This is a genomic window from Pseudomonas sp. R1-43-08 (assembly GCF_003852255.1).
GTDB lineage: Bacteria > Pseudomonadota > Gammaproteobacteria > Pseudomonadales > Pseudomonadaceae > Aquipseudomonas.
On the sequence record NZ_CP027734.1, the window covers coordinates 3,119,090 to 3,140,493 of the forward strand.

Sequence of the window (21,404 nt, forward strand, 5' to 3'; positions counted from 1 at the left end):
CCTGTCTGAGTGCTACGACAAAGGTGCCATTGTGGCACCCTGCCAGTAGCCCGGACAACAGCATCCGTCGCGCCAGGCGCGTTTAACTCTCCTGTGGTCGCAGAATCAACACACCCAAGGGCGGCAGGTTCAGCGACAGCGACACCGGCTGCCCGTGGCGGGGCTCATCCAGGGTCTGTACCGCACCGCCATTACCGAAGTTGGACCCGGCATACATGTCGGCGTCACTGTTGATCACTTCGCTCCAGCGTCCGGCGAAAGGAACACCGACCGCATAGGCCTCACGGGGCACCGGGGTGAAGTTGGCGACGACCAGCACTGGCTTGCCGTCCTTGCTCCAGCGCAGCCAGGCATAGACGCTGTTGATCGCGTCGTCGCCAATCAGCCACTGGAAGCCCTGGGGTGCGTCATCCTGCTCGTGCAGCGCCGGTTCCTCGCGGTACAGGCGGTTCAAGTCGCCCACCAGCTTTTGCACCCCACGGTGCTCGGGATATTGCAGCAGGTACCAGTCCAGTTGCTGGTCGTGGTTCCACTCGCGCCACTGGCCGAACTCGCAGCCCATGAACAGCAGCTTCTTGCCAGGGTGCATCCACATGAAACTCAAGTAGGCACGCAGGTTGGCGAATTTCTGCCAGCGGTCGCCGGGCATCTTGTCGATCAGCGAGTGCTTGCCGTGTACCACTTCGTCGTGGGAAATCGGCAGGATAAACCGCTCGGACCAGGCATACACCAGGCCGAAACTCAGCTCGTTGTGGTGATGGGCGCGGTACACCGGGTCTTGCTGGATGTAATGCAGCGAGTCGTGCATCCAGCCCATGTTCCATTTGTAGTTGAAGCCCAGGCCACCTTGCTGGGTGCTTTGGCTCACCCCCGGCCACGCGGTGGATTCCTCGGCGATCACCAGGGCACCCGGCGCCTCCAGCGCCACCACGTCGTTCAAGTGGCGCAGAAAATCGATGGCTTCCAGGTTTTCGCGGCCACCGTGACGGTTGGGCACCCATTCACCGGCTTTGCGCGAATAGTCGCGATACAGCATCGACGCCACCGCATCCACGCGCAGGCCGTCGACGTGGAAGTGCTTGAGCCAATGCAATGCCGAGGCGAGCATGAAACCGTGCACCTCGGTACGGCCCAGGTTGTAGATCAGCGTGTCCCAGTCCTGGTGGAAACCTTCCAGCGGGTTGGCGTATTCGTACAGCGCGGTGCCGTCGAACTGCGCCAGGCCGTGGGTGTCCGTCGGGAAATGCGCCGGCACCCAGTCAAGGATCACGCCGATGTCCGCCTGGTGGCAGGCGTTGACGAAATATGCGAAATCTTCCGGCGAGCCAAAGCGTGCGCTAGGCGCGAACTGGGACAAGGCCTGATAGCCCCACGAACCGCCGAAGGGATGCTCCATGATCGGCATCAGCTCGATATGGGTGAAGCCCAGTTGCTGCACATAGGGAATCAGCCGCTCGGACAGTTCGCGCCAACCGTACTGGCGTGACACTTCTCCGGCCTCGTCCAGCTCGCATTGCCATGACCCTACGTGCAACTCGTAGATCGACAGCGGCGCGGTGGATTTCTGTTTGTCACCTCGGGCCTGCATCCACTCATGGTCCTGCCAGTCCACCTGCAAGGGCGCGGCGACCTTTGAGGCGGTGTCCGGCGGCAGCTGGGTGGCCAGGGCCATCGGGTCGGCCTTGAGCGGCAAAATGCCGTGGGCACCGAGAATCTCGTATTTGTAGGCCGCCCCCGGTTGCAGACGCGGGATGAAAATCTCCCACACGCCCGACGGATGGCGCAAGCGCATCGGATGCCGGCGACCGTCCCAGATGTTGAAGTCGCCCACCACCGAGACCCGTCGGGCATTCGGCGCCCACACGGCGAAACGTACGCCCTGCACGCCGTCGACCGTGGTCACTTGAGCCCCCAGGCAACTGCCCAGGTCGCGGTGGTTGCCTTCGGCAAACAGGTACAGGTCCATTTCACCGAGCAGCAATTGGTTGAAGCTGTACGGGTCTTCAGTGATCTGCTCGCCGCCGGCCCACTGGATCTTGAGCAGGTAGGCCTGACGCGTGCTGAAGTGCCCGACGAACAGCCCCGGCACCTGGCTGGCGTCGAGGCTGCCGATAGGCTCGCCACTGTCACGTGCCAGTACCTGGACACTCAAGGCTTCGGGCAGGAACGCGCGGATAAATTGCCCGCCCTGCTCATCATCATGCGGCCCAAGGATCGAGAATGGATCGTGGTGCTCGGCGCGTACCAGCGCCTCGACGTCCTTGGACGCCGGCATTGCAGTCAACTTGGGCTGCAGCGGTTCTCTTTGCGTAAAACTCATGACGTCTCCCCACCGCGTGCAGTTTTCGATTCAGGTGTAAGCCCGCTGAGCAAACCGTGCAACCCTTGCAAGGGCACCGGCAACCAGCTCGGGCGATTTTCCGCTTCGTAGGCCACTTCATACGCGGCCTTCTCCAGGCTGAACAACGTCAGCGCGGCGTCCTGGCCGTTGGCATCCTGCCAGTCATGCGCCAGTGTAGCCGTCGCCGCCTGATAAGCCTGGGTAAATGCCTGGCGGGCTTCACTCAGGTAACGCTCGGTCACGCGACGACGCGCGGCGTCGGCTTCCGGCGAATGATCAACCCCTTGCACATTCAGGGCCATGGCCGCTGCGTAATCGAAGGAGCGCAACACCCCACTCACGTCCTTGTAGGGGCTGTGCTTGCCGCGCCGTTCATGCAGCGGCCGCGCCGGTTCGCCTTCAAAGTCGATCAAATAGGCATCGCCCTTGACCACCAGTACCTGGCCCAGGTGCAAGTCACCGTGGACGCGAATCCGCAACCCGCCCAGCGTGGCTTTCGCCAGCACCTGGACATGGCTGCCGATGGCTTTTTTCTGCGCCAGTAATTCACTGACCAGCGCCTGATCGGCGGGGTTCAACTGGCTTTGATTTACTTTGAGCAACTGCAGGGCCCGCTCGATCTGCGCCCCCACATCCTTGGCCCAGGCCTGGGTGTCCTTGACCGAAGTGACTTCGGGCTTGAAGTCCTTGTTCTGGGTAGGCGCGCCCAACACCACGTGCATCTCGCCCAGACGCTGGCCGAGCAGGCCGGCAAAGTCGGCCAGTTCGCCCAGGGCGTTGTAATGCTGCTCCTGTTCGGAAATCGCCTCGGCCAGTTCGTCGCGAATGGCGCGTTCGAGGTTGTTCTGGGTCCAGCTCCAGGCGTCGCCCTGGTTGCTCAGGTAGCCCTGGGCGATCATCAGCAGATTGTCCTGACCCTGGACGTCGCGCCGGCTCATCGAGCCCATCAACGGCGAAATGTTCGGGTATTCGGCTGCGGTCAGGTAGGCGCTCATTTCCAGTTCTGGGTGCACCCCGGCACTGACTTTGCGGATCAGCTTGAGCACCAGGCTCTCGCCGACCACCACCGAACTGTTGGACTGCTCGGCAGACAAGTAGCGCACCGCTGATTCATCCGTCAGTTGCAAGGCTGCCAGATGCGGTGTGGCTTCGAAGCGCAGGTCACCCTCGCTGCTATTGAGCACGGTACCGGCCTGCAGGCTTTGGATCACACTGCGCACAAAATGCTCGAGACTGAACGCATCGGTGACCAGCCCTACCTGGCGGCTGCGCCGTACCCGGGCCATTGCCAATTGCTGCGGCAAGGCGCTGGTGAGCTGGTCTTCGCCAAGGAAGCCGAACGGCAGCTGATACCGGCTGGTCTGGCCCGCGCTGGTGACGTCGATCTCGCTGAGCAGCACCGGGTGCTGGGCGTCGCCGAAGCGCACGCCGTAGGCGATATGCACACTGTCGATGGTGGCGTCCTTACCGGCGAACCAGCGGCGCTTGGGCAGCCAGGCCGGCAGCGAAGTGTGCTCCAGGGTGGTGCGACAGGGTTCTTCCAGTAACTCTTCCATACGTTTTTTCAACACCAATGTCGTGAAGTCAGGAATGCTCTGGGCCGGTTCCACATGCCAGCTCGGCATCTGGTTTTCCGCCGCCAGCACGAACCAATAAAAGCCATAGGGCGCCAGGGTCAGCAGGAAATTCAGTTGGCCGATGGGCGGGAACGCGTTACCGCCGAGCATCTCGACCGGCACCATGCCGGCGAACGCCGACAGGTCCAGCTCCGCCGCCTGGGCGCTGCGCGAGACGTTGGCCACGCACAGGATGGTTTCAGTGCGGCCGTCCTCCCCGGTGTATTCACGGGTATAGGCCAGGATGCGGCGATTGCTCGGCGACAGCATTTTCAGGCTGCCCCGGCCAAACGCCTTGGATTGCTTGCGCACCGCCAGCATGCGCCGCGTCCAGTTCAGCAGTGAATGCGGGTCCTGGGCCTGGCTTTCGACGTTGACCGACTGATAGCCGTATTGCGCGTCCATGATCGGCGGCAGCACCAGGCTGGCCGGGTCGGCGCGGGAGAAACCGCCATTGCGGTCGATAGACCATTGCATCGGCGTGCGCACGCCATCGCGGTCGCCCAGGTAAATGTTGTCGCCCATGCCGATTTCGTCGCCGTAGTAGAGGGTCGGCGTGCCGGGCATCGACAGCAACAGGCTGTTGAGCAGTTCCACGCGGCGCCGGTCGCGCTCCACCAACGGCGCCAGGCGCCGGCGAATACCCAGGTTGATGCGTGCACGACGGTCCGCGGCGTAGTAGTTCCACAGGTAGTCGCGCTCTTTGTCGGTGACCATCTCCAGGGTCAGTTCATCGTGGTTGCGCAGGAAGATCGCCCACTGGCAATTGGCTGGAATCTCCGGGGTCTGGCGCAGGATGTCGGTAATCGGAAAGCGATCTTCCTGGGCCAGGGCCATGTACATGCGCGGCATCAGCGGGAAGTGGAAGGCCATATGGCATTCATCGCCGTCGTCGCCCTTCCTGTCACCGAAATAGAGTTGGGTGTCTTCGGGCCATTGGTTGGCTTCGGCCAGCAGCATGCGGTCTGGGTAATTCGCGTCGATTTCGGCGCGGATCTGCTTGAGCACCCCATGGGTTTCGGCGAGGTTCTCGTTGTTGGTGCCATCCCGCTCGATCAGGTAGGGAATCGCATCCAGGCGCAGGCCGTCGATGCCCAGGTCGAGCCAGTAGCGCATCACCGACAGCACGGCTTTCATCACCTGGGGGTTGTCGAAGTTAAGGTCGGGCTGGTGCGAATAGAAACGGTGCCAGAAGTACTGGCCGGCCACCGGGTCCCAGGTCCAGTTGGACTTCTCGGTGTCGAGGAAGATGATCCGCGTACCGTCGTATTTCTGGTCATCATCTGACCACACGTAGAAGTCCCGCGCCGCCGAACCCGGTTTGGCCTTGCGGGCGCGTTGGAACCAGGGGTGCTGGTCGGACGTGTGGTTGATCACCAGTTCGGTGATCACCCGCAGCCCACGCTTATGGGCCTCGGCTATGAAGCGCTTGGCGTCGGCCATGGTCCCGTAGTCGCTGTGTACGCCACGGTACTCGGCGATGTCGTAGCCGTCATCACGGCGTGGCGAGGGGTAGAACGGCAGCAGCCAGATGGTGTTCACGCCGAGGTCGGCAATGTAGTCGAGCTTGGCAATCAGCCCGGGAAAATCGCCGATGCCGTCGTTGTTGGAGTCGAAATAGGATTTGACATGCACCTGGTAAATCACCGCGTCCTTGTACCAGAGCGGGTCCTTGATAAAGGTGGCAGCCTTGGGTTTTTTCGCCATTGGAAACTCCTGGAATGCTCAAACTCTTACAGACTGAACGCGTTCAATGTGGGAGGGGGCTTGCTCCCGATGGCGGCGGTTCAGATAAATGTTCAGTGACTGACACACCACCATCGGGAGCAAGCCCCCTCCCACAGTTGATCTGCGCAAGACTCAGGAAGCAGTGATGCGCCAGATCCCGAACGGCATCTGCGGCTCCAGCCGAGTCCATTGGGTCTTGCCATACCAGGTCCAACGATGGCCGTTCATCAAGTCTTCACCCTGGGTCTGGGCGTCGTCCGGCAAGCCCATCTCCCATAGCGGCAACTCGAAGTGCGCTTCCTGGGCGTTGTGCGGGTCGAGGTTGACGGCCACCAGCACGAAATTGCTGCCGTCCTCGCTGCGCTTGCCGAAGTACAGGATGTTGTCGTTCCAGGCGTTGTACAGCTTGAGCCCCAGGTGCGTCTGCAACGCCGGGTTTTGCCGGCGGATGCGATTGAGCTGGGCGATCTCGGCAATGATGTTGCCGGGCGCAGTGAAGTCGCGCGGGCGGATTTCGTACTTCTCCGAGTCCAGGTATTCCTCTTTACCCGGCACCGGCGCGGACTCGCACAATTCGAACCCGGAGTACATGCCCCACAGGCCCGAGCCCATGGTGGCCAGCGCGGCGCGGATCAGGAATCCTGGGCGGCCAGACTCGTGCAGGAAGCCAGGGTTGATGTCCGGCGTATTGACGAAGAAATTCGGCCGGTAGCATTCGCGCCACGGCGACTGGTTCAACTCGGTGAAATACTCACTCAGTTCGGCCTTGGTATTGCGCCAGGTGAAATAGGTGTAGCTCTGGGAATAGCCGACTTTACCCAAGCGCGCCATCATTGCCGGGGTGGTAAAGGCTTCGGCCAGGAAGATCACCTCCGGGTATTTGGCCCGCACATCGCTGATCAACCATTGCCAGAACGGCAGCGGCTTGGTGTGCGGGTTGTCCACGCGAAAGGTCTTCACGCCCTCTTCCACCCAGCCCACCACGACGTCGCGCAGTTCGGTCCACAGGCCGGGAATCGCATCCGCCGCATAAAAATCGACGTTGACGATATCCTGGTACTTTTTCGGTGGGTTTTCCGCGTATTTGATCGTGCCGTCCGGGCGCCAGTTGAACCAGCCCGGATGCTGCTTGAGCCACGGGTGGTCCTGGGAGCACTGGATGGCGAAGTCGAGGGCGATTTCCAGGCCGTGGTCGGCAGCGGCCTTGACCAGACGGCGGAAATCCTCGCGGCTGCCCAGTTGCGGGTGGATCGCCTCGTGCCCGCCCTCTTCGCTGCCGATTGCGTAGGGACTGCCGGGATCATCGGGGCCGGCATTCAGGGAGTTGTTCTTACCCTTGCGATGGCTACGGCCGATGGGATGGATCGGCGGGAAGTACAGCACGTCAAAGCCCATGTCATGGATCATCGACAAGCGTGAATGCACATCGTTGAAGGTGCCATGCCGGGCCGGATCGTCGGTGATCGAGCGGGGGAACAGCTCGTACCAGCTGGCGAACTGGGCGCGCTCGCGCTCCACGTCGATCGGGTATACGCGACTAATGCTCAAATAGGCGCGGTGGTCGGCCTGGGTCATCAGGTGTGCACTGTCTTCGTGCAGGAACTGCGCGACCTGCTCGGTTTCCAGCAGGCCGGATAGTTCGTGATGCAGCAGCATCAAGCGGTCGCGCAGTTCGTTGTCACTGCGTTCGGCGGCCTGCAGCACCAGGCTGCGGCCTTCCTGCAGTTCCAGGCTGACCGGCACCCCGGCTTCATGTTTTTTGCGCAATTCATAGCAGAAGCTGGCGAAGGTATCGATCCAGGCCTCGATGCAGTATTCATGGGGCCCCTGGGTGGTGACGGTGAATGCACCTTCCCAGCCGTTGTTGCCCACATCGCTCATGACCACGCTGTGCCAGTTTTCCTGCCCGCGCGGGCGCCAGCGCACCAGCACCGCCAGCTGGTCATGGCCATCGGCGAACACTTTACTGGTCACGTTGACGCGCTGGCCAACGACCGCCTTGACGGCAAACTCGCCACCATCGATCACCGGCATGGTGCTTTCAATCGCAATTCTGGGTAATAGCAGCGCCTGGGACAACGGCAATAAAGACTCTTCTGGAACCAGTGTTTCAGCAGTCATCGAGCATATTCCCCTTACGCCCTGTGGACGCTCTGTGCTTGATCCGAATTCTTGAGATGGCGGCGCGCTCGCTGAGCAGGCCCGTATTAGGTCCGAGCCTGGGCTTCGGGCAAAAGTTCAGGTGAATATGCCGCCACCCGGCGGGGAATCAATTCCCACCGACGGCTGTCCACCCATAGAGCAAAGCACAAAGGAGGCCATACCGATGAATATCCCCATCCCGGCTGAAACCCCGGACCCGAACATCGACAACCCGACGCTGCCCCCCACCGAGCCTGCACCGATTCCGGAAAAAGAACCGCCGGAGAACGAGCCGCCACCGGTGCAGGAACCGCCGACCACGATGCCGCCTGTGATCGTCAGTCCTTCTCGAAACGCTTGACGATTTTCGGCATCACGCTGAACACCGCCAGGGCCAGCAAGGTACTGAGTACCGCTGTCGATTCCCGGCCCAGACCAGCCGAGACCCCAATCGCAGCGGTCATCCACAAACCGGCGGCGGTGGTCAGGCCCTTGACGTGGCCGGCATCGTCATCCTTGCCCTTGATGATGGTGCCGGCCCCCAGGAAGCCAATGCCGGCAATCACGCCCTGGACCACCCGGCTCATGGCATCGGCCTGATTGCCGGACATCTGCGGCACCATCACAAACAGCGCCGCGCCCAACGCCACCAGCATATGGGTGCGCACCCCGGCGGCCTTGCCCTTGCTCTCCCGTTCAAACCCGAGGATGCCGCCGAGCAGCGCGGCCATCAGCAGGCGCACGGTCATCTGGGTGAGCTGCCTGGCGTCGCCGATATCGGCAAATTCAGCCTGCAGTGTTTGCCACGCTTCATGCAACCAAGCGTCCATGGATGCCCTCCTGTGTTTTTTATAGGTAAAGGATGGACAGCGGCGACCGCCAGTCAGTTGCGCGGAACCTGCATACAACCGCAACGCCCTAACCTTCATCGCCCATGAACAAAGGAGACCGGCATGTCCCTACGTATTGAAGATCAGCTGTGCTATTTCACGCTCGGTGACAATGCTCAGGAACACAGCGTGCCTGCGACCCGAGTCAATATCGCGACCGACACCGAAAAATCCATGTCGTACGTAGAATTGGCGGCCGAGCGGATCTACATCACCGAAGCCGAGGCCGACGCCCTGACCGTTGCGGGGGCCCATGATGGGCGTCAGCATGTGAAGGCTGATGCACCTGGCTCGGTGATTTAACCTGTACCTGTAGGAGCGAGCTTGCTCGCGAAAAACGCCCAGGCAACGCGTTCATTCTGAATAAATGCGGGGGCCCGGAGTTCTTCGCGAGCAAGCTCGCTCCTACAGTAGGGCAAGCCCCTTCCCACATTTTGAGGCGGGTTGCGCCATCTGATCCGCTTTTTGTCGCACTACTTGATTCTGTTATGCAAACAGAGGTGCGGGTATAGTCCCCGGGGGAAATCAGCACCCAAGGCCCCCATGAAACGCTACGAAAAATTCGCCGAAGACATCGCAGAACTGATCCGCTCCGGCGTGCTCGGCCCCGGCCAGCGCGTGCCTTCGGTGCGCTACGCCAGCCGGACTTACGGAGTCAGCCCGTCCACAGTGTTCCAGGCCTACTACCTGCTGGAGCGCCGTGGCCTGATCCGCGCGCGACCGCGCTCCGGTTACTTCGTCAATACCCATGCGCCCAGCCCGTTTTCCGAGCCGGTGGTGAGCGCGCAGGTGCACGAGAGCACCGAAGTCGATGTGAGTGAGCTGGTGTTTTCGGTGCTGGATTCGATCAAAGACCCGAACACCGTGCCCTTCGGCTCGGCCTTCCCCAGCCCGATGCTGTTCCCGTTGCCGCGCCTGGCCCGCTCCCTGGCCAGTGCCAGCCGTGCGATGGACCCGCGCCTGGTGGTCACCGACATGTCCCCCGGCAACCCGCAACTGCGCCGTCAGATTGCGCTGCGCTACATGGTCGGCGGGCTGATGCTGCCCATGGAAGAACTGCTGATCACCAACGGCGCCCTGGAAGCGCTGAACCTGTGCCTGCAAGCCGTCACCGAGCCGGGCGACCTGGTGGCGATTGAAGCACCGGCGTTTTATGCCTGCCTGCAAGTGCTCGAGCGCCTGAAGCTCAAGGCCGTGGAAATTCCGGTGCACCCGCGCGACGGCATCGACCTTGACGCCCTGGCGCAGAGCCTTGCGCGTTACCCGATCAAAGCCTGCTGGAGCATGACCAGCTTCCAGAACCCCATGGGCGCCACGGTGCCGGAAGAAAAAAAGCGCGCCTTGGTCGAGCTACTGCGCAGCCACCAGGTGCCACTGATCGAAGATGACGTGTATGCCGAGCTGTATTACGGGCAGCATGCGCCGAAACCGGCCAAGGCTTTCGATACCGAGGGGCTGGTGCTGCACTGCGGCTCCTTTGCCAAGAGCCTGGCGCCGGGATATCGCATTGGCTGGGTGGCGGCCGGTCGCTTCGCGCAGAAGGTCGAGCGCTTGAAACTGATGACATCGCTGTGCCCGTCGATGCCGGCCCAGGCCGCGATTGCCGATTACCTGCAACACGGCGGCTACGACCGGCACCTGCGCAAACTGCGCTATGCCCTGGAAGAACAGCAAAGCGCGATGCTCGCGGCGATCGGCCGTTACTTCCCGGCGCAGACCCGGGTCAGCCAACCGGCCGGCGGGTATTTCCTATGGCTGGAACTGCCGGAGCACACCGATTCATTGAAGTTGTTTCAGATGGCCCTGGCACAAGGCATCAGCATCGCACCGGGGCCGATCTTTTCGGCAACCCGGCGCTTTCGCAATTGCATCCGCTTGAACTACGGCAGCCCGTGGACCGAAGCGTCGGAGCAGGCGATGGAGACCCTGGGCCGGATCGTACGCTCGTTTTGAGTAGCGCGGGTACAGGCACCGTGTAATCAGCGACCGCCGCCCAAGTCGATAAACGTACCGGTAGCATACGAGGCCTTGTCCGACAGCAACCAGATAATCGCCTCTGCCACTTCATCCGGGCGCCCGCCACGGGCCATGGGAATGCCGGACTCCAGCTTGCTGACCCGGTCCGGGTCGCCACTGAGGGCGTGGAAGTCGGTGAAGATATAGCCGGGGCGCACCGCGTTGACGCGAATGCCCTCGCCCGCGACTTCCTTGGACAGGCCGAGGGTGAAGGTGTCGAGCGCGCCCTTGGACGCGGCATAGTCAACGTATTCCCCCGGCGAGCCCAGGCGCGCCGCCACCGACGAGACGTTGACGATACTGCCGCCCTGCCCGCCATGCCTGGGCGACATGCGCAGCAGCGCATGCTTGGCGCAGAGGATCGGGCCCAGTACGTTGGTCTTGAGGATTTTCAGGATACGGAACTCAGACATCTCATCGACCCGCGACTTATGGCCGACGGTGCCCGCATTATTCACCAGCGCCGTGACGCGGCCCAGCTCGGTATCGACACGGTTGAACAGGGCGATCACTTCATCTTCGCTGCTGACGTCCGCGCGTACCGCAATTGCCTGTGCACCAAGGCCGCGCACTTGCTCCAGTACACGCTGGGCGGCTTTTTCGTCGGACTGGTAGTTGATGCAGATGCGATAGCCCTGGCGAGCGGCCAGCAAGGCTGTTTCGGCGCCAATCCCGCGACTGCCTCCGGTAATGATGACGACTCTGTCCATGTGCAGTCTCCTGACTCAACCTGATGTTTGGGGTTGGGTTGAAGAATACCCGTCACGCAGGGCTTTTGTCAGGCGCGTGCGCGTGTTGGGATCGTTCCCACGAGAAGCGTGGCGACGATATTAAAACACCGACCACCCAATCCGCTCACTCAACAACTCCAGCGCCTTCATCCCCGCCAGTGAATTCCCCGCCGCGTTCAATTCCGGCGACCAGACACACACCGTAAACTGCCCCGGCACCACCGCGACAATCCCGCCGCCTACCCCGCTCTTGCCCGGTAGCCCGACCCGATAGGCAAAATTGCCGGCCTCGTCATACAGCCCGCTGGTGGCCATGATCGAGTTCACCTGCTTGGTCTGGCGCGCCGTCAGAATCTGCTCGCCACTGTGGGCGCTCACGCCCTCGTTGGCCAGGAAGCTGAACGCCCTGGCCAGGTCCAGGCAGCTCATTTGCAACGCGCAGTAATTGAAGTAGCTGTGCAGCACCGCGTCCACATCGTTGTGGAAGTTACCGAAAGCCTTCATCAGGTAAGCCATGGCCGCGTTGCGCGCGCCGTGCTGCGCTTCCGAATCGGCGACGACGCTATTGACCAGAATCTGCGGGTTACCCGACAGGCGTCGTACGAAATCGCGCATCGACAGAATCGGCACGGCGAAGCGTGATTGGTTGATGTCGCAGATCACCAGCGCGCCGGCGTTGATAAACGGATTGCGCGGGCGGCCGCGTTCGAATTCCAGCTGCACCATGGAGTTGAACGGTTGCCCCGACGGTTCGTGGCCCAGGCGTTCCCAAATGGTTTCGCCGCCGTGGTCGATGGCCTGCACCAGGCTGAACACCTTGGAAATGCTCTGCACCGAGAACAGCGTGTCGGCATCACCGGCGCAGTAGGCCGCGCCGTCGTTGCCGTAGACCGCGATGCCCAACTGGTTGGCGGGCACGTCGGCCAGGGCGGGGATGTAGTCGGCGACTTTGCCGAGGCCGATCAGGGGGCGCACTTCGTCGAGGATCGACTCCAGCAGCGCCTGCATGTCTTGTCCTGTCATCTTCTTTGGATCAGTGGTGAGCGAGGCGCGGAGGATACTTCAATGGGCGCGATAGCCCCACAAAATCTCTACGACCCGCTCGGCAACCACCAGGTAAATCACGATCAACAACTTGCAGCGTCAAGTGAAAGCGTACGCAAGACCGCCGACTAAATGCAATCTACTGATAATAGTAAAAACTATAATTCCATAATTTAATAATTAGGTTAGAACCAATCGGCCTTTTACAGACGCGCCCGTGCGGCCTACTTTCACGCTACGGACCGACCCCCTGCCCGGTGGAGGCTTGTTTATCGACTTCAACAAGGACCTGACCATGAGCATCGAATTCATCGGCTACATCGGCGGCCACCACGCCTCCGAGATCCACCCGCGCAGCGGCCCGACGCTGCAGCCAGACTACGTTGAGCGCGTGGCGCGCGCCCATGAAGAGGCCGGTTTCGACCGCGCCCTGGTGGCCTTCCACTCCACCAGCCCGGACAGCACGCTGATCGCCGCCCATGCCGCCAGCGTGACTCAGCGCCTGAAATTCCTGATCGCCCACCGCCCCGGCTTTGCCCAGCCCACCTTGGCCGCGCGCCAGTTCGCCACGCTGGATGTGTTCAACGGCGGACGTACCGCCGTGCATATCATCACCGGCGGCGACGACCGCGAACTGCGCGCCGATGGCAGCCATATCGGCAAGGACGCGCGTTACGCGCGCACCGACGAATATTTGAGCGTGGTGCGCCAGGAATGGACGAGCGACAAGCCCTTCGACTTCGCCGGCACCTACTATCAGGTCGAAGGCGCGCACTCCACGGTGAAGTCGCCGCAGCAGCCGCATATCCCGTTGTACTTCGGCGGTTCGTCGGCGGCGGCGATTGCGGTGGCGGGCAAGCATGCGGATGTGTATGCGCTGTGGGGCGAAACCTATGAGCAAGTGCGCGAGGTCGTGACCCAGGTGCGTGCCGAAGCGGCCCGGCATGGGCGTACGATTCGTTTCAGCTTGTCATTGCGCCCGATCCTGGCCGAGACCGAGGAACTGGCGTGGCAGCGGGCAGACACTATTTTGCAGCAAGCCACGGCGCTGGCCGAACAGAGCGGCTTTGTGCGGCGCGAACCGCCCAATGAGGGCTCGCGCCGGTTGCTGGCGGCGGCGGCGCGAGGCTCGCGCCTGGATAAACGCCTGTGGACCGGGATTGCCGCCTTGCTCGGCGCACAGGGCAATTCCACGGCGCTGGTGGGCACGGCCGAGCAAGTCGCGCAGGCGTTGCTCGATTACTACGATCTGGGTATCACCACATTCCTGATTCGTGGGTTCGATCCGCTCAATGATGCGATCGACTATGGCAAGGCGCTGATACCGCTGACCCGCCAGTTGGTCGCGGAACGCGAGCGGGCCAGGCAAGTCGCTTGAGAACAGCCGGGAGGACGTTCGTGCCTCCCACATTTCTGGCGACTAGCGCAGTTCCCGCGCCAGGAACGGCGCCGTGCGGCTGGTTTTGCTGCTGGCAACTTTTTGCGGCGTACCACTGGCAACCACCTTGCCGCCCGCGTCCCCGGCACCCGGGCCGATGTCGATCACCCAGTCACTCTGCGCCACCACGCGCATCTCATGCTCGACCACCACCACCGTATGCCCCGCCTCGACCAATTGGTTGAGCTGGCTGAGCAAGCGGTCGACATCCCTGGGATGCAGCCCAGTGGTGGGTTCGTCCAGTACGTACAACGTGGCGCCCCGCGCATTGCGTTGCAGCTCGGTCGCCAGCTTGATGCGCTGCGCTTCACCGCCCGACAACTCAGTGGCCGGTTGGCCCAGGCGCAGATAGCCCAGGCCGATATCGCGCAGCACCTGCAGAGCGCGCAGCACGCCCGGTTGTTCGGCAAATACGTCGACGGCCTGCTCCACCGTCAACCCCAGCACTTGGGCGATGTTCAAGCCTTGCCATGTGATCGCCAGGGTCTCGGGGTTATAGCGCGCACCGTGGCAGGTCGGGCATGGCGCATACACGCTGGGCATGAACAGCAATTCGACGCTGACAAAGCCTTCGCCTTCGCAGTTCGGGCAACGGCCCTTGGCGACGTTGAAGGAGAACTGCCCCGCGTCGTAACCGCGCTTCTTCGCGGCTGGCGTGGCGGCGAACAGTTTGCGCACGTTGTCGAACAGCCCGGTATAGGTCGCCAGGTTGGAGCGCGGTGTACGGCCGATGGGTTTCTGGTCCACCTGCACCAGACGGCGGATATGCTCCAGCCCGGCGCTGATGCGGCCCTCGCTGGCGGAAGGCGCAGCGTCTTCCAGGCTGGGCTCCTCGACGTTTTCCAACACGCGCCCGAGGCCGCTGCTGACCAGTTCCAACAGCGCCTGGCTGACCAGGCTGGACTTGCCCGAACCGGAAATCCCGGTCACTGCCGTGAAGCAGCCCAGCGGGAAATCCACCGCAAGATTCTTCAAGTTGTTGCGCGTCACGCCTTGCAGCTTCAGCCAGCCGCTGGGTTGACGCCGCGCCGGGTTCGCCGGGCGCGGCTCGGCAAACAGGTATTCACGGGTCTGCGACGCGGAAATATCCGCCAACCCCGCCGGCGGGCCGCTGTACAGCACTTGCCCGCCGTGTTCGCCAGCGGCCGGGCCGACATCGATCAGCCAGTCGGCGCGGCGCATGGTTTCCAGGTCATGCTCCACCACAAACAGCGAATTGCCGGCCGCTTTCAAACGCGCCAATGCGCTGAACAAGGCCTCGCCATCGGCAGGATGCAGGCCTGCAGACGGCTCGTCGAGCACGTAGATCACGCCGAACAACTGCGAGCCCAGTTGCGTGGCCAGGCGCAAGCGCTGCAACTCTCCGGACGACAGCGTCGGCGTGCTGCGCTCCAGGGCCAGATAGCCCAGCCCCAGCTCGATCAACGTACTCACGCGTTCGAGCAGGTCCTCGGCGATCCGTTGGGCGGCCAGGCGTTTTTCCACTGACAACTTCATCTTGTCCTGCCCCGCCGCCACCGGCCGCAGCAACTCGGCCAGGCGGGTCAGGGACAGTTGCGACAGCTCACCGATATCCACCCCGGCAAACTTCACCGACAGCGCCGCCTTGGTCAGGCGCTTGCCCTCGCACAACGGGCAGGCGCTGCCTTGCATGAACTGCGACACGCGCTTTTTCATCAGCGCACTTTGGGTGTGAGCGAAGGTGTGCAGGATGTAGCGCCGCGCGCCGCTGAAGGTGCCCTGGTAACTGGGCTCCAGCTTGCGTTTCAAGGCATCGCGGGTCTGCGCCGGGGTGAAGCCGGCGTACACCGGTACGGTGGGAGTTTCTTCGGTGAACAGGATCCAGTCGCGCTGTTTTTTCGGCAGGTCGCGCCACGGGATATCCACGTCGTAGCCCAGGGTCACGAGAATGTCGCGCAGGTTCTGCCCCTGCCAGGCCAGCGGCCAGGCCGCCACCGCGCGCTGGCGAATGGTCAGCGACGGGTCGGGCACCATCAGCGCTTCGGTCACTTCATACACGCGGCCCAGGCCATGGCATTGCGGGCACGCGCCCTGGGGCAGGTTCGGCGAAAAGTCCTCGGCATACAGCATCGCCTGCCCCGGCGGGTAGCTGCCGGCACGGGAATACAGCATGCGAATCAGGCTCGACAGGGTAGTCACGCTGCCCACCGATGAACGCGCACTCGGCGTGCCCCGCTGCTGTTGCAGGGCCACGGCGGGTGGCAAGCCTTCGATGCTGTCGACATCCGGCACGCCGACCTGGTCGATCAAGCGCCGCGCATAGGGCGCCACCGACTCGAAATAGCGGCGCTGGGCCTCGGCGTAGACCGTGGAAAAGGCCAGGGACGATTTGCCGGAACCGGACACGCCAGTGAACACCACCAGGGCATCCCGGGGAATATCCACATCGACGTTACGCAAGTTGTGTTCGCGGGCGCCGCGCACCCGCACGAAGCCGGTGTGCTGGGCGGTCGGTGCAGGGATGTTGCGTTGTGAAGTCATGGACAACCTTGTCTGGCGGTGAGAACGCTGCGCACCCGTTGCGTGAGGGCATCGGGGCTGTAGGGCTTGCTCAGCAGGTGAATATCAGCGCTCAGCAGATGATTGGAGGAAAGAATGTCGCGGGTGTGGCCGGAGGTGAACAGCACCGGGATCGGCGGCACCTGCTCACGCGCCCAGTTGGCCAGGTCGATGCTCTTGATGCGGCCGGGCATCACCACATCGGTAAAAATCAAGTCCGGCTGCAGGCCGGTCTGCAGCTTGGCCATGGCCTGGTCGCCGTCTTCGGCCGTCAGCACCGTGTAGCCCGATTGTTGCAGCAGCTCTACCACGGCCAGGCGCACGCCTTCATTGTCTTCCACCACCAGGATGGTTTCCTGGCCGGTGCAAGGGCTCTCCTGGCCAATGTCCGGCTCCAGATGCTCCGGTTCCAGGCTGCGCGGGAAATACATCTGCACCACCGAACCTTTGTTTTCCTCGCTCCAGATGTCCACATGCCCGCCGCTTTGCCGAACAAAGCCAAACACCATGCTCAGCCCCAGGCCAGTGCCCTGCCCTTCGCGCTTGGTGGTAAAAAACGGCTCGAACGCACGCTTGAGCACGGTCGGCGGCATTCCAGTGCCAGTGTCGGTGACAGCCAGGCGCACATACTCGCCGGGCTTGATGCTTTTGCCCGCGCATTCGGCCGGGTTGAGAATGATGTTTTCGCCGGTGATACGAATCACGCCCTCGCCGTGCATGGCATCGCGGGCATTGATCGCCAGGTTGAGCAGCGCGTTTTCCAGCTGGTTGCGGTCGACGTTGATGCACCAGGAATCCTGCGGCAATTGCACGTCGATATGAATGGTTTCGCCCAGCGCGCGTTGCAGCAGTTCACCGAGACCGGCGTAGATACGTTGCGGGTTGTACACCGCCGGCGACAAGGGCTGACGCCGGGCAAACGCCAGCAGTTGCGAGGACAGGGTGGCGCCGCGTTCCACCGCGGCAATCGCGGCAGAAACACGCCGCTGCACCTGCGCGTTGTCCGGCTCATGCCGGGCCAGCAGGTGCAGGTTGCCGGCGATCACTTGCAGCAGGTTGTTGAAGTCGTGGGCCACACCGCCGGTCAGGCCGCCAATCGCTTCCAGCTTCTGCGACTGGCGCAACTGCTCTTCGGCGGCGGAACGCGCCTGCACTTCGGCGGCTACGCGCTGCTCCAGATTGTGGGTCAGCTCCTGGCGCACGCGCTCGGACTGCACCAGTTCAGTGGTCTCTACCACGATCGCCAGCACCCCGGCCGGTTGCTGGTTGTCCCCGGCCACGGGGCTGTAATAGAGGTCCATCCACAAGGTTTCCGGCTTGCCGTTGCGCGACAACACCAGCTCCTTGTTGTTGAACGACAAGGTGCCGCCCGCCAGGCATGTATCCACTACATGCCGATTGAACTCGGCCACTTCCGGCCACCCCAGTTCCACCGGCGTGCCCAGCAAGTATGGATGCCGTCCGCCGGCGAACTTCGAGTAGCTGTCGTTGTAGATCATGTAACCCACCCGCCCCCACAACATCACCATGGGTACGGGCGAGGCGAGCATCATCTGCACGGTGCAGGCCAGGCTGGTGGACCAGCGATCAATCGGGCCGAGGTCGGTGGTTGACCAGTCAAACCCGCGAATCCGCTGGGCCATTTCACCGGACCAGCCTTCACAGCCGTGGGGGTTGGATAAGAATTGCATGTTCGGGCTCTGGGCAGTGAGAGGACAGTCGCAAGTTTTGGAGCGCAGCGGCGATAGATGGTTTCATCTTGGCTAACTTAAGCCGAAGAAACCACTGGCCTCAGTGAAAATCCCGGCTGCGCACCACAATGCCGTCCAGCAGCGGCGTCAGGTCGGTCAGGCGCCCAGCGATCAAATGCCGCACCTCGCCCACCGCCTCCCAGCGCCCGTCCACCTTGAGCAGGCGCGACCCGACCAGGGCCTGGCGCTGACGTTCGGCCAGGTCGCGCCAGACCACCACATTGAGGTTGCCGAATTCATCTTCCAGGGTGACAAAGGTCACGCCGCTGGCGGTGCCCGGGCGTTGGCGCCCGGTGACCAGGCCGGCGACGCTGACATTGCGCCCATGCTCCACAGTCAAAAGCTCCCGGGAACTGCGACAGCGGCGCCTGCGCAGTTCCGCGCGCAGCAATGTCAGGGGATGCGGCCCAAGCGTGGTGCCGAGCGTGGCGTAATCGGCGTGCAAGTCCTCGCCGACCGTGGGCTGGGGCAAAGCCACCGGCGCTTCATCGGGGCTCGGCAGGCCGGCAAACAGGCCCAGTTGCGTGTGCACGCCGGCCACTTCCCAGCGCGCCTGGTGGCGGTTACCGGCTAACGCGCGCAAGGCGCCGGCATCCGCCAGCAGCGCTTGGGCGCGCGCATCCAGACCGGCGCGGGCGTCAAGGTCGGCGATGTCACTGAAGGCGCGGTGCTGGCGCACGGCCTCGATGCGCCGGCCATCTTCTTCGCGAAACCCGCAGATCATGCGCAGGCCCATGCGGATCGCCGGCTGCTGGCCGTCGATGGGTTCCAGGCTGCAATCCCAGTCACTGGCCTGCACGTCCACCGGGCGGATCTGCAGGCGATGCCGGCGCGCATCCTGCAGGATCTGGTCCGGGCTGTAGAAGCCCATCGGCCAGCTGTTGATCAGTGCGCAGGCAAAGGCCGCCGGCTCATGGCATTTGAGCCAGCTACTGGCGTAGGTCAGCAAGGCAAAACTGGCCGCGTGGGACTCGGGAAAACCATAGCTGCCAAAGCCTTTGATCTGCTCGAAAATCTGCGCGGCAAAGGCCTCGGTGTAGCCGTTTTTCAGCATGCCTTCGCGTAGGCGCTTTTGATGCGGCTCCAGGCCGCCGTGACGTTTCCAGGCGGCCATGGAGCGGCGCAACTGGTCGGCCTCGCCAGGGCCGTAGTCGGCGGCGACCATGGCGATCTGCATCACCTGCTCCTGGAACAAGGGGATGCCCAGGGTGCGCTTCAACACCACTTCCAATGCCGGCGACGGATAGGTTTCTTCCTCCTCTTTATTCCTGCGACGCAAATACGGGTGCACCATGCCGCCCTGAATCGGCCCCGGCCGCACGATGGCAACTTCGATCACCAGGTCATAGAAGGTTTGCGGCTTGAGCCTGGGCAGCATCGACATCTGCGCCCGCGATTCGATCTGGAACACGCCGATGGTGTCAGCCTTGCTGATCATCGCGTAGGTGGCCGCATCCTCCTGGGGAATGCCTGCCAGGCTCAAGTCCAGGTTGCGATGGCGGCGCAGCAGATCGAAACAGCGGCGGATCGCGCTGAGCATGCCCAGGGCGAGGATATCCACCTTGAGCAGGCCGACGGCGTCGAGGTCGTCCTTGTCCCACTGAATGATGGTGCGCTCGGCCATGGCGGCGTTCTCCACCGGCACCAGGGTGTCCAGCGGATGTTCGGAAATCACGAAGCCACCGGGGTGCTGGGACAAATGCCGAGGAAAGCCGATCAACTGCTGGGTCAAGGTCAATACGCGGCGCAGCAGTGGGCTGTCCGGGTCGAAGCCGCTTTCACGCAGGCGCTCCAACGGCGGCGCGTCGTCACTCCAACGCCCGCAGCACTCGGCCAACGCGTTGACCTGGTCTGCTGGCAGGCCGAGGGCCTTGGCCACATCCCGCACCGCGCCGGTCGCGTGGTAACTGCTGACCACTGCCGTCAACGCCGCGCGCGTGCGGCCATAGCGCTGGAACACGTATTGCAGCACTTCTTCGCGGCGCTCGTGCTCAAAATCCACATCGATATCCGGCGGCTCGTTGCGTTCCCTGGACAGGAAACGTTCGAACAGCACGTTGCTCAGGCTCGGGTTGATCTCGGTGATGCCCAGGGCAAAACACACCGCCGAGTTGGCCGCCGAGCCACGGCCCTGGCACAGGATCGAACGGCTGCGGGCAAAGCGCACGATGTCGTGCACCGTGAGGAAATAGCTTTCGTAACCCAACTCGCTGATCAGCTCCAGCTCGGTGTTGATCTGCTTCAGGGTCTTGGCATCGATGCCGTCGGGCCAGCGCTGGGCGATGCCTTCCTTGGTGAGGGTGCGCAGCCAGGATTCGGCATCATGGCCTGCGGGCACCAGCTCGCGTGGATAGTGGTAACGCAACTGGCCGAGGTCGAAGCTGCAGCGCCGCGCGATGGCGAGGGTTTCATCGAGCAAGGCTTGCGGGTACAGCGCGGCCAGGGCGTCGAGACTGCGCAGGTGCCGCTCGCCATTGGGATGCAGATGCAGGCCGGCTTCGGCCACCGGTACGTGATGGCGGATGGCGGTCATGGTGTCTTGCAGGGCGCGGCGCCCGCGCGCATGCATGTGCACATCACCGCAGGCGACGGCCGGGATTTTCAGGCTGGCCGCCAGCTGCAGGCGTTGCTCCAGATGCCGTGCATCGTCCTGCCCGCAGTGCAAGTGCACCGCCAGCCACAGGCGCTCGGCGAAGGTACAGCGCAGCCACTGGATGCTGGCTTGGGTGTCGCTGTCCTGCGCCACCCACAACGCCAGCAGGCCGGGCAGCGGTTGCTCGAAGTCTTCCTGCAGCAGGCGATAGCTGCCCTTTTCGGCGCGGCGGCGGGCCAGGGTGATCAACCGGCACAGGTGCTGGTAACCGCTCAGGTTTTCCACCAGCAGCACCAGTTTCGGCCCGTTCTCGATGCGCACTTCGCTGCCGATAATCAGCGGCAACTCCAGCGCTTTCGCCGCCTGCCAGGCGCGCACGATGCCCGACAGGGTGCATTCGTCGGTGATCGCCAGGGCGCTGTAGCCTTGGCGTTTAGCCCGCTCGAAGAGTTCCAGCGCACTGGAGGCACCGCGCTGGAAGCTGAAGTTGGACAGGCAATGCAGCTCGGCGTAATTCATGCCTGCCCCGCCCCTGTAGGAGCGAGCTTGCTCGCGAAGGGGGTTAACGATAACGCGGGACACCAGAATGAATGC

General features: G+C 63.0%; 13 protein-coding genes. 4 read left to right on the forward strand and 9 right to left on the reverse strand.

Features of this window, described 5'->3' with window-relative positions:
* Nucleotides 1–82 precede the first annotated feature (82 nt).
* The 3 genes from glgB to C4J87_RS14230 form a co-directional block, all read right to left on the reverse strand.
* Entirely contained in the window at nucleotides 83–2,320 is a 2,238-nt protein-coding gene (gene glgB, locus C4J87_RS14220; RefSeq protein WP_124367305.1) for a 1,4-alpha-glucan branching protein GlgB, read from the reverse strand.
* Nucleotides 2,317–5,664 carry a maltose alpha-D-glucosyltransferase gene (gene treS / locus C4J87_RS14225; RefSeq protein WP_124367306.1) on the reverse strand — a complete coding sequence of 1,116 codons (3,348 nt, stop codon included), beginning with the start codon at nucleotides 5,662–5,664 and terminating at the stop codon, nucleotides 2,317–2,319. The genes glgB and treS overlap by 4 nt, the downstream gene beginning before the upstream one ends.
* Before the next feature lie 153 nt (nucleotides 5,665–5,817).
* Entirely contained in the window at nucleotides 5,818–7,806 is a 1,989-nt protein-coding gene (locus tag C4J87_RS14230; RefSeq protein ID WP_124367307.1) for an alpha-1,4-glucan--maltose-1-phosphate maltosyltransferase, read from the reverse strand.
* A 205-nt stretch (nucleotides 7,807–8,011) separates the two neighbouring features.
* Here C4J87_RS14230 and C4J87_RS26135 point away from each other — a divergent pair, with 205 nt between their 5' ends.
* Entirely contained in the window at nucleotides 8,012–8,188 is a 177-nt protein-coding gene (locus C4J87_RS26135; protein WP_164484545.1) for a hypothetical protein, read from the forward strand.
* On the opposite strand, the gene C4J87_RS14235 is transcribed toward C4J87_RS26135, so the two are convergent.
* The gene (locus C4J87_RS14235) at nucleotides 8,166–8,657 is read right to left on the reverse strand and encodes an MgtC/SapB family protein (protein WP_124367308.1); all 492 of its coding nucleotides are present in this window, start codon (nucleotides 8,655–8,657) and stop codon (nucleotides 8,166–8,168) included. The genes C4J87_RS26135 and C4J87_RS14235 overlap by 23 nt on opposite strands.
* A gap of 123 nt (nucleotides 8,658–8,780) precedes the next feature.
* On the opposite strand from C4J87_RS14235, the gene C4J87_RS14240 reads away from it, so the two are divergent.
* Both C4J87_RS14240 and mapR read left to right on the forward strand, forming a co-directional pair.
* Nucleotides 8,781–9,020, forward strand: coding sequence for a DUF3203 family protein (locus C4J87_RS14240; protein ID WP_124367309.1), 240 nt, complete (start codon nucleotides 8,781–8,783; stop codon nucleotides 9,018–9,020).
* Between the two features lie 240 nt (nucleotides 9,021–9,260).
* On the forward strand, nucleotides 9,261–10,670 hold the full coding sequence (mapR, locus tag C4J87_RS14245; protein WP_124367310.1) for a GntR family transcriptional regulator MpaR: 1,410 nt from the start codon (nucleotides 9,261–9,263) through the stop codon (nucleotides 10,668–10,670).
* A 26-nt stretch (nucleotides 10,671–10,696) separates the two neighbouring features.
* Here mapR and C4J87_RS14250 read toward each other — a convergent pair whose 3' ends face one another.
* Both C4J87_RS14250 and glsB read right to left on the reverse strand, forming a co-directional pair.
* Nucleotides 10,697–11,443 (reverse strand): SDR family oxidoreductase, encoded by a 747-nt coding sequence (locus C4J87_RS14250; protein WP_124367311.1) that lies wholly within the window; start codon nucleotides 11,441–11,443, stop codon nucleotides 10,697–10,699.
* A 120-nt stretch (nucleotides 11,444–11,563) separates the two neighbouring features.
* Nucleotides 11,564–12,472: a glutaminase B gene (glsB, locus tag C4J87_RS14255; protein ID WP_124365164.1), complete on the reverse strand. Its 909-nt coding sequence runs from the start codon at nucleotides 12,470–12,472 to the stop codon at nucleotides 11,564–11,566.
* A 331-nt stretch (nucleotides 12,473–12,803) separates the two neighbouring features.
* Here glsB and C4J87_RS14260 point away from each other — a divergent pair, with 331 nt between their 5' ends.
* Nucleotides 12,804–13,886 carry an LLM class flavin-dependent oxidoreductase gene (locus C4J87_RS14260; protein WP_124367312.1) on the forward strand — a complete coding sequence of 361 codons (1,083 nt, stop codon included), beginning with the start codon at nucleotides 12,804–12,806 and terminating at the stop codon, nucleotides 13,884–13,886.
* Between the two features lie 42 nt (nucleotides 13,887–13,928).
* On the opposite strand, the gene uvrA is transcribed toward C4J87_RS14260, so the two are convergent.
* The 3 genes from uvrA to C4J87_RS14275 form a co-directional block, all read right to left on the reverse strand.
* Entirely contained in the window at nucleotides 13,929–16,448 is a 2,520-nt protein-coding gene (uvrA, locus tag C4J87_RS14265; protein ID WP_124367313.1) for an excinuclease ABC subunit UvrA, read from the reverse strand.
* On the reverse strand, nucleotides 16,445–18,157 hold the full coding sequence (locus C4J87_RS14270; protein WP_124367314.1) for an ATP-binding protein: 1,713 nt from the start codon (nucleotides 18,155–18,157) through the stop codon (nucleotides 16,445–16,447). The genes uvrA and C4J87_RS14270 overlap by 4 nt, the downstream gene beginning before the upstream one ends.
* Nucleotides 18,158–18,257: 100 nt before the next feature.
* On the reverse strand, nucleotides 18,258–21,329 hold the full coding sequence (locus C4J87_RS14275; RefSeq protein ID WP_124367315.1) for an error-prone DNA polymerase: 3,072 nt from the start codon (nucleotides 21,327–21,329) through the stop codon (nucleotides 18,258–18,260).
* Between the last annotated feature and the right edge of the window lie 75 nt (nucleotides 21,330–21,404).

What these genes read in the sequence shown, in the direction of transcription:
- C4J87_RS14275 (WP_124367315.1), bottom strand. Translation starts at nt 21,329, where the DNA reads ATGAATTACGCCGAGCTGCATTGCCTGTCCAACTTCAGCTTCCAGCGC.
- mapR (WP_124367310.1), top strand. Translation starts at nt 9,261, where the DNA reads ATGAAACGCTACGAAAAATTCGCCGAAGACATCGCAGAACTGATCCGC.
- glgB (WP_124367305.1), bottom strand. Translation starts at nt 2,320, where the DNA reads ATGAGTTTTACGCAAAGAGAACCGCTGCAGCCCAAGTTGACTGCAATG.
- C4J87_RS26135 (WP_164484545.1), top strand. Translation starts at nt 8,012, where the DNA reads ATGAATATCCCCATCCCGGCTGAAACCCCGGACCCGAACATCGACAAC.
- C4J87_RS14230 (WP_124367307.1), bottom strand. Translation starts at nt 7,806, where the DNA reads ATGACTGCTGAAACACTGGTTCCAGAAGAGTCTTTATTGCCGTTGTCC.
- C4J87_RS14260 (WP_124367312.1), top strand. Translation starts at nt 12,804, where the DNA reads ATGAGCATCGAATTCATCGGCTACATCGGCGGCCACCACGCCTCCGAG.
- treS (WP_124367306.1), bottom strand. Translation starts at nt 5,664, where the DNA reads ATGGCGAAAAAACCCAAGGCTGCCACCTTTATCAAGGACCCGCTCTGG.
- C4J87_RS14250 (WP_124367311.1), bottom strand. Translation starts at nt 11,443, where the DNA reads ATGGACAGAGTCGTCATCATTACCGGAGGCAGTCGCGGGATTGGCGCC.
- C4J87_RS14235 (WP_124367308.1), bottom strand. Translation starts at nt 8,657, where the DNA reads ATGGACGCTTGGTTGCATGAAGCGTGGCAAACACTGCAGGCTGAATTT.
- glsB (WP_124365164.1), bottom strand. Translation starts at nt 12,472, where the DNA reads ATGCAGGCGCTGCTGGAGTCGATCCTCGACGAAGTGCGCCCCCTGATC.
- uvrA (WP_124367313.1), bottom strand. Translation starts at nt 16,448, where the DNA reads ATGACTTCACAACGCAACATCCCTGCACCGACCGCCCAGCACACCGGC.
- C4J87_RS14270 (WP_124367314.1), bottom strand. Translation starts at nt 18,157, where the DNA reads ATGCAATTCTTATCCAACCCCCACGGCTGTGAAGGCTGGTCCGGTGAA.
- C4J87_RS14240 (WP_124367309.1), top strand. Translation starts at nt 8,781, where the DNA reads ATGTCCCTACGTATTGAAGATCAGCTGTGCTATTTCACGCTCGGTGAC.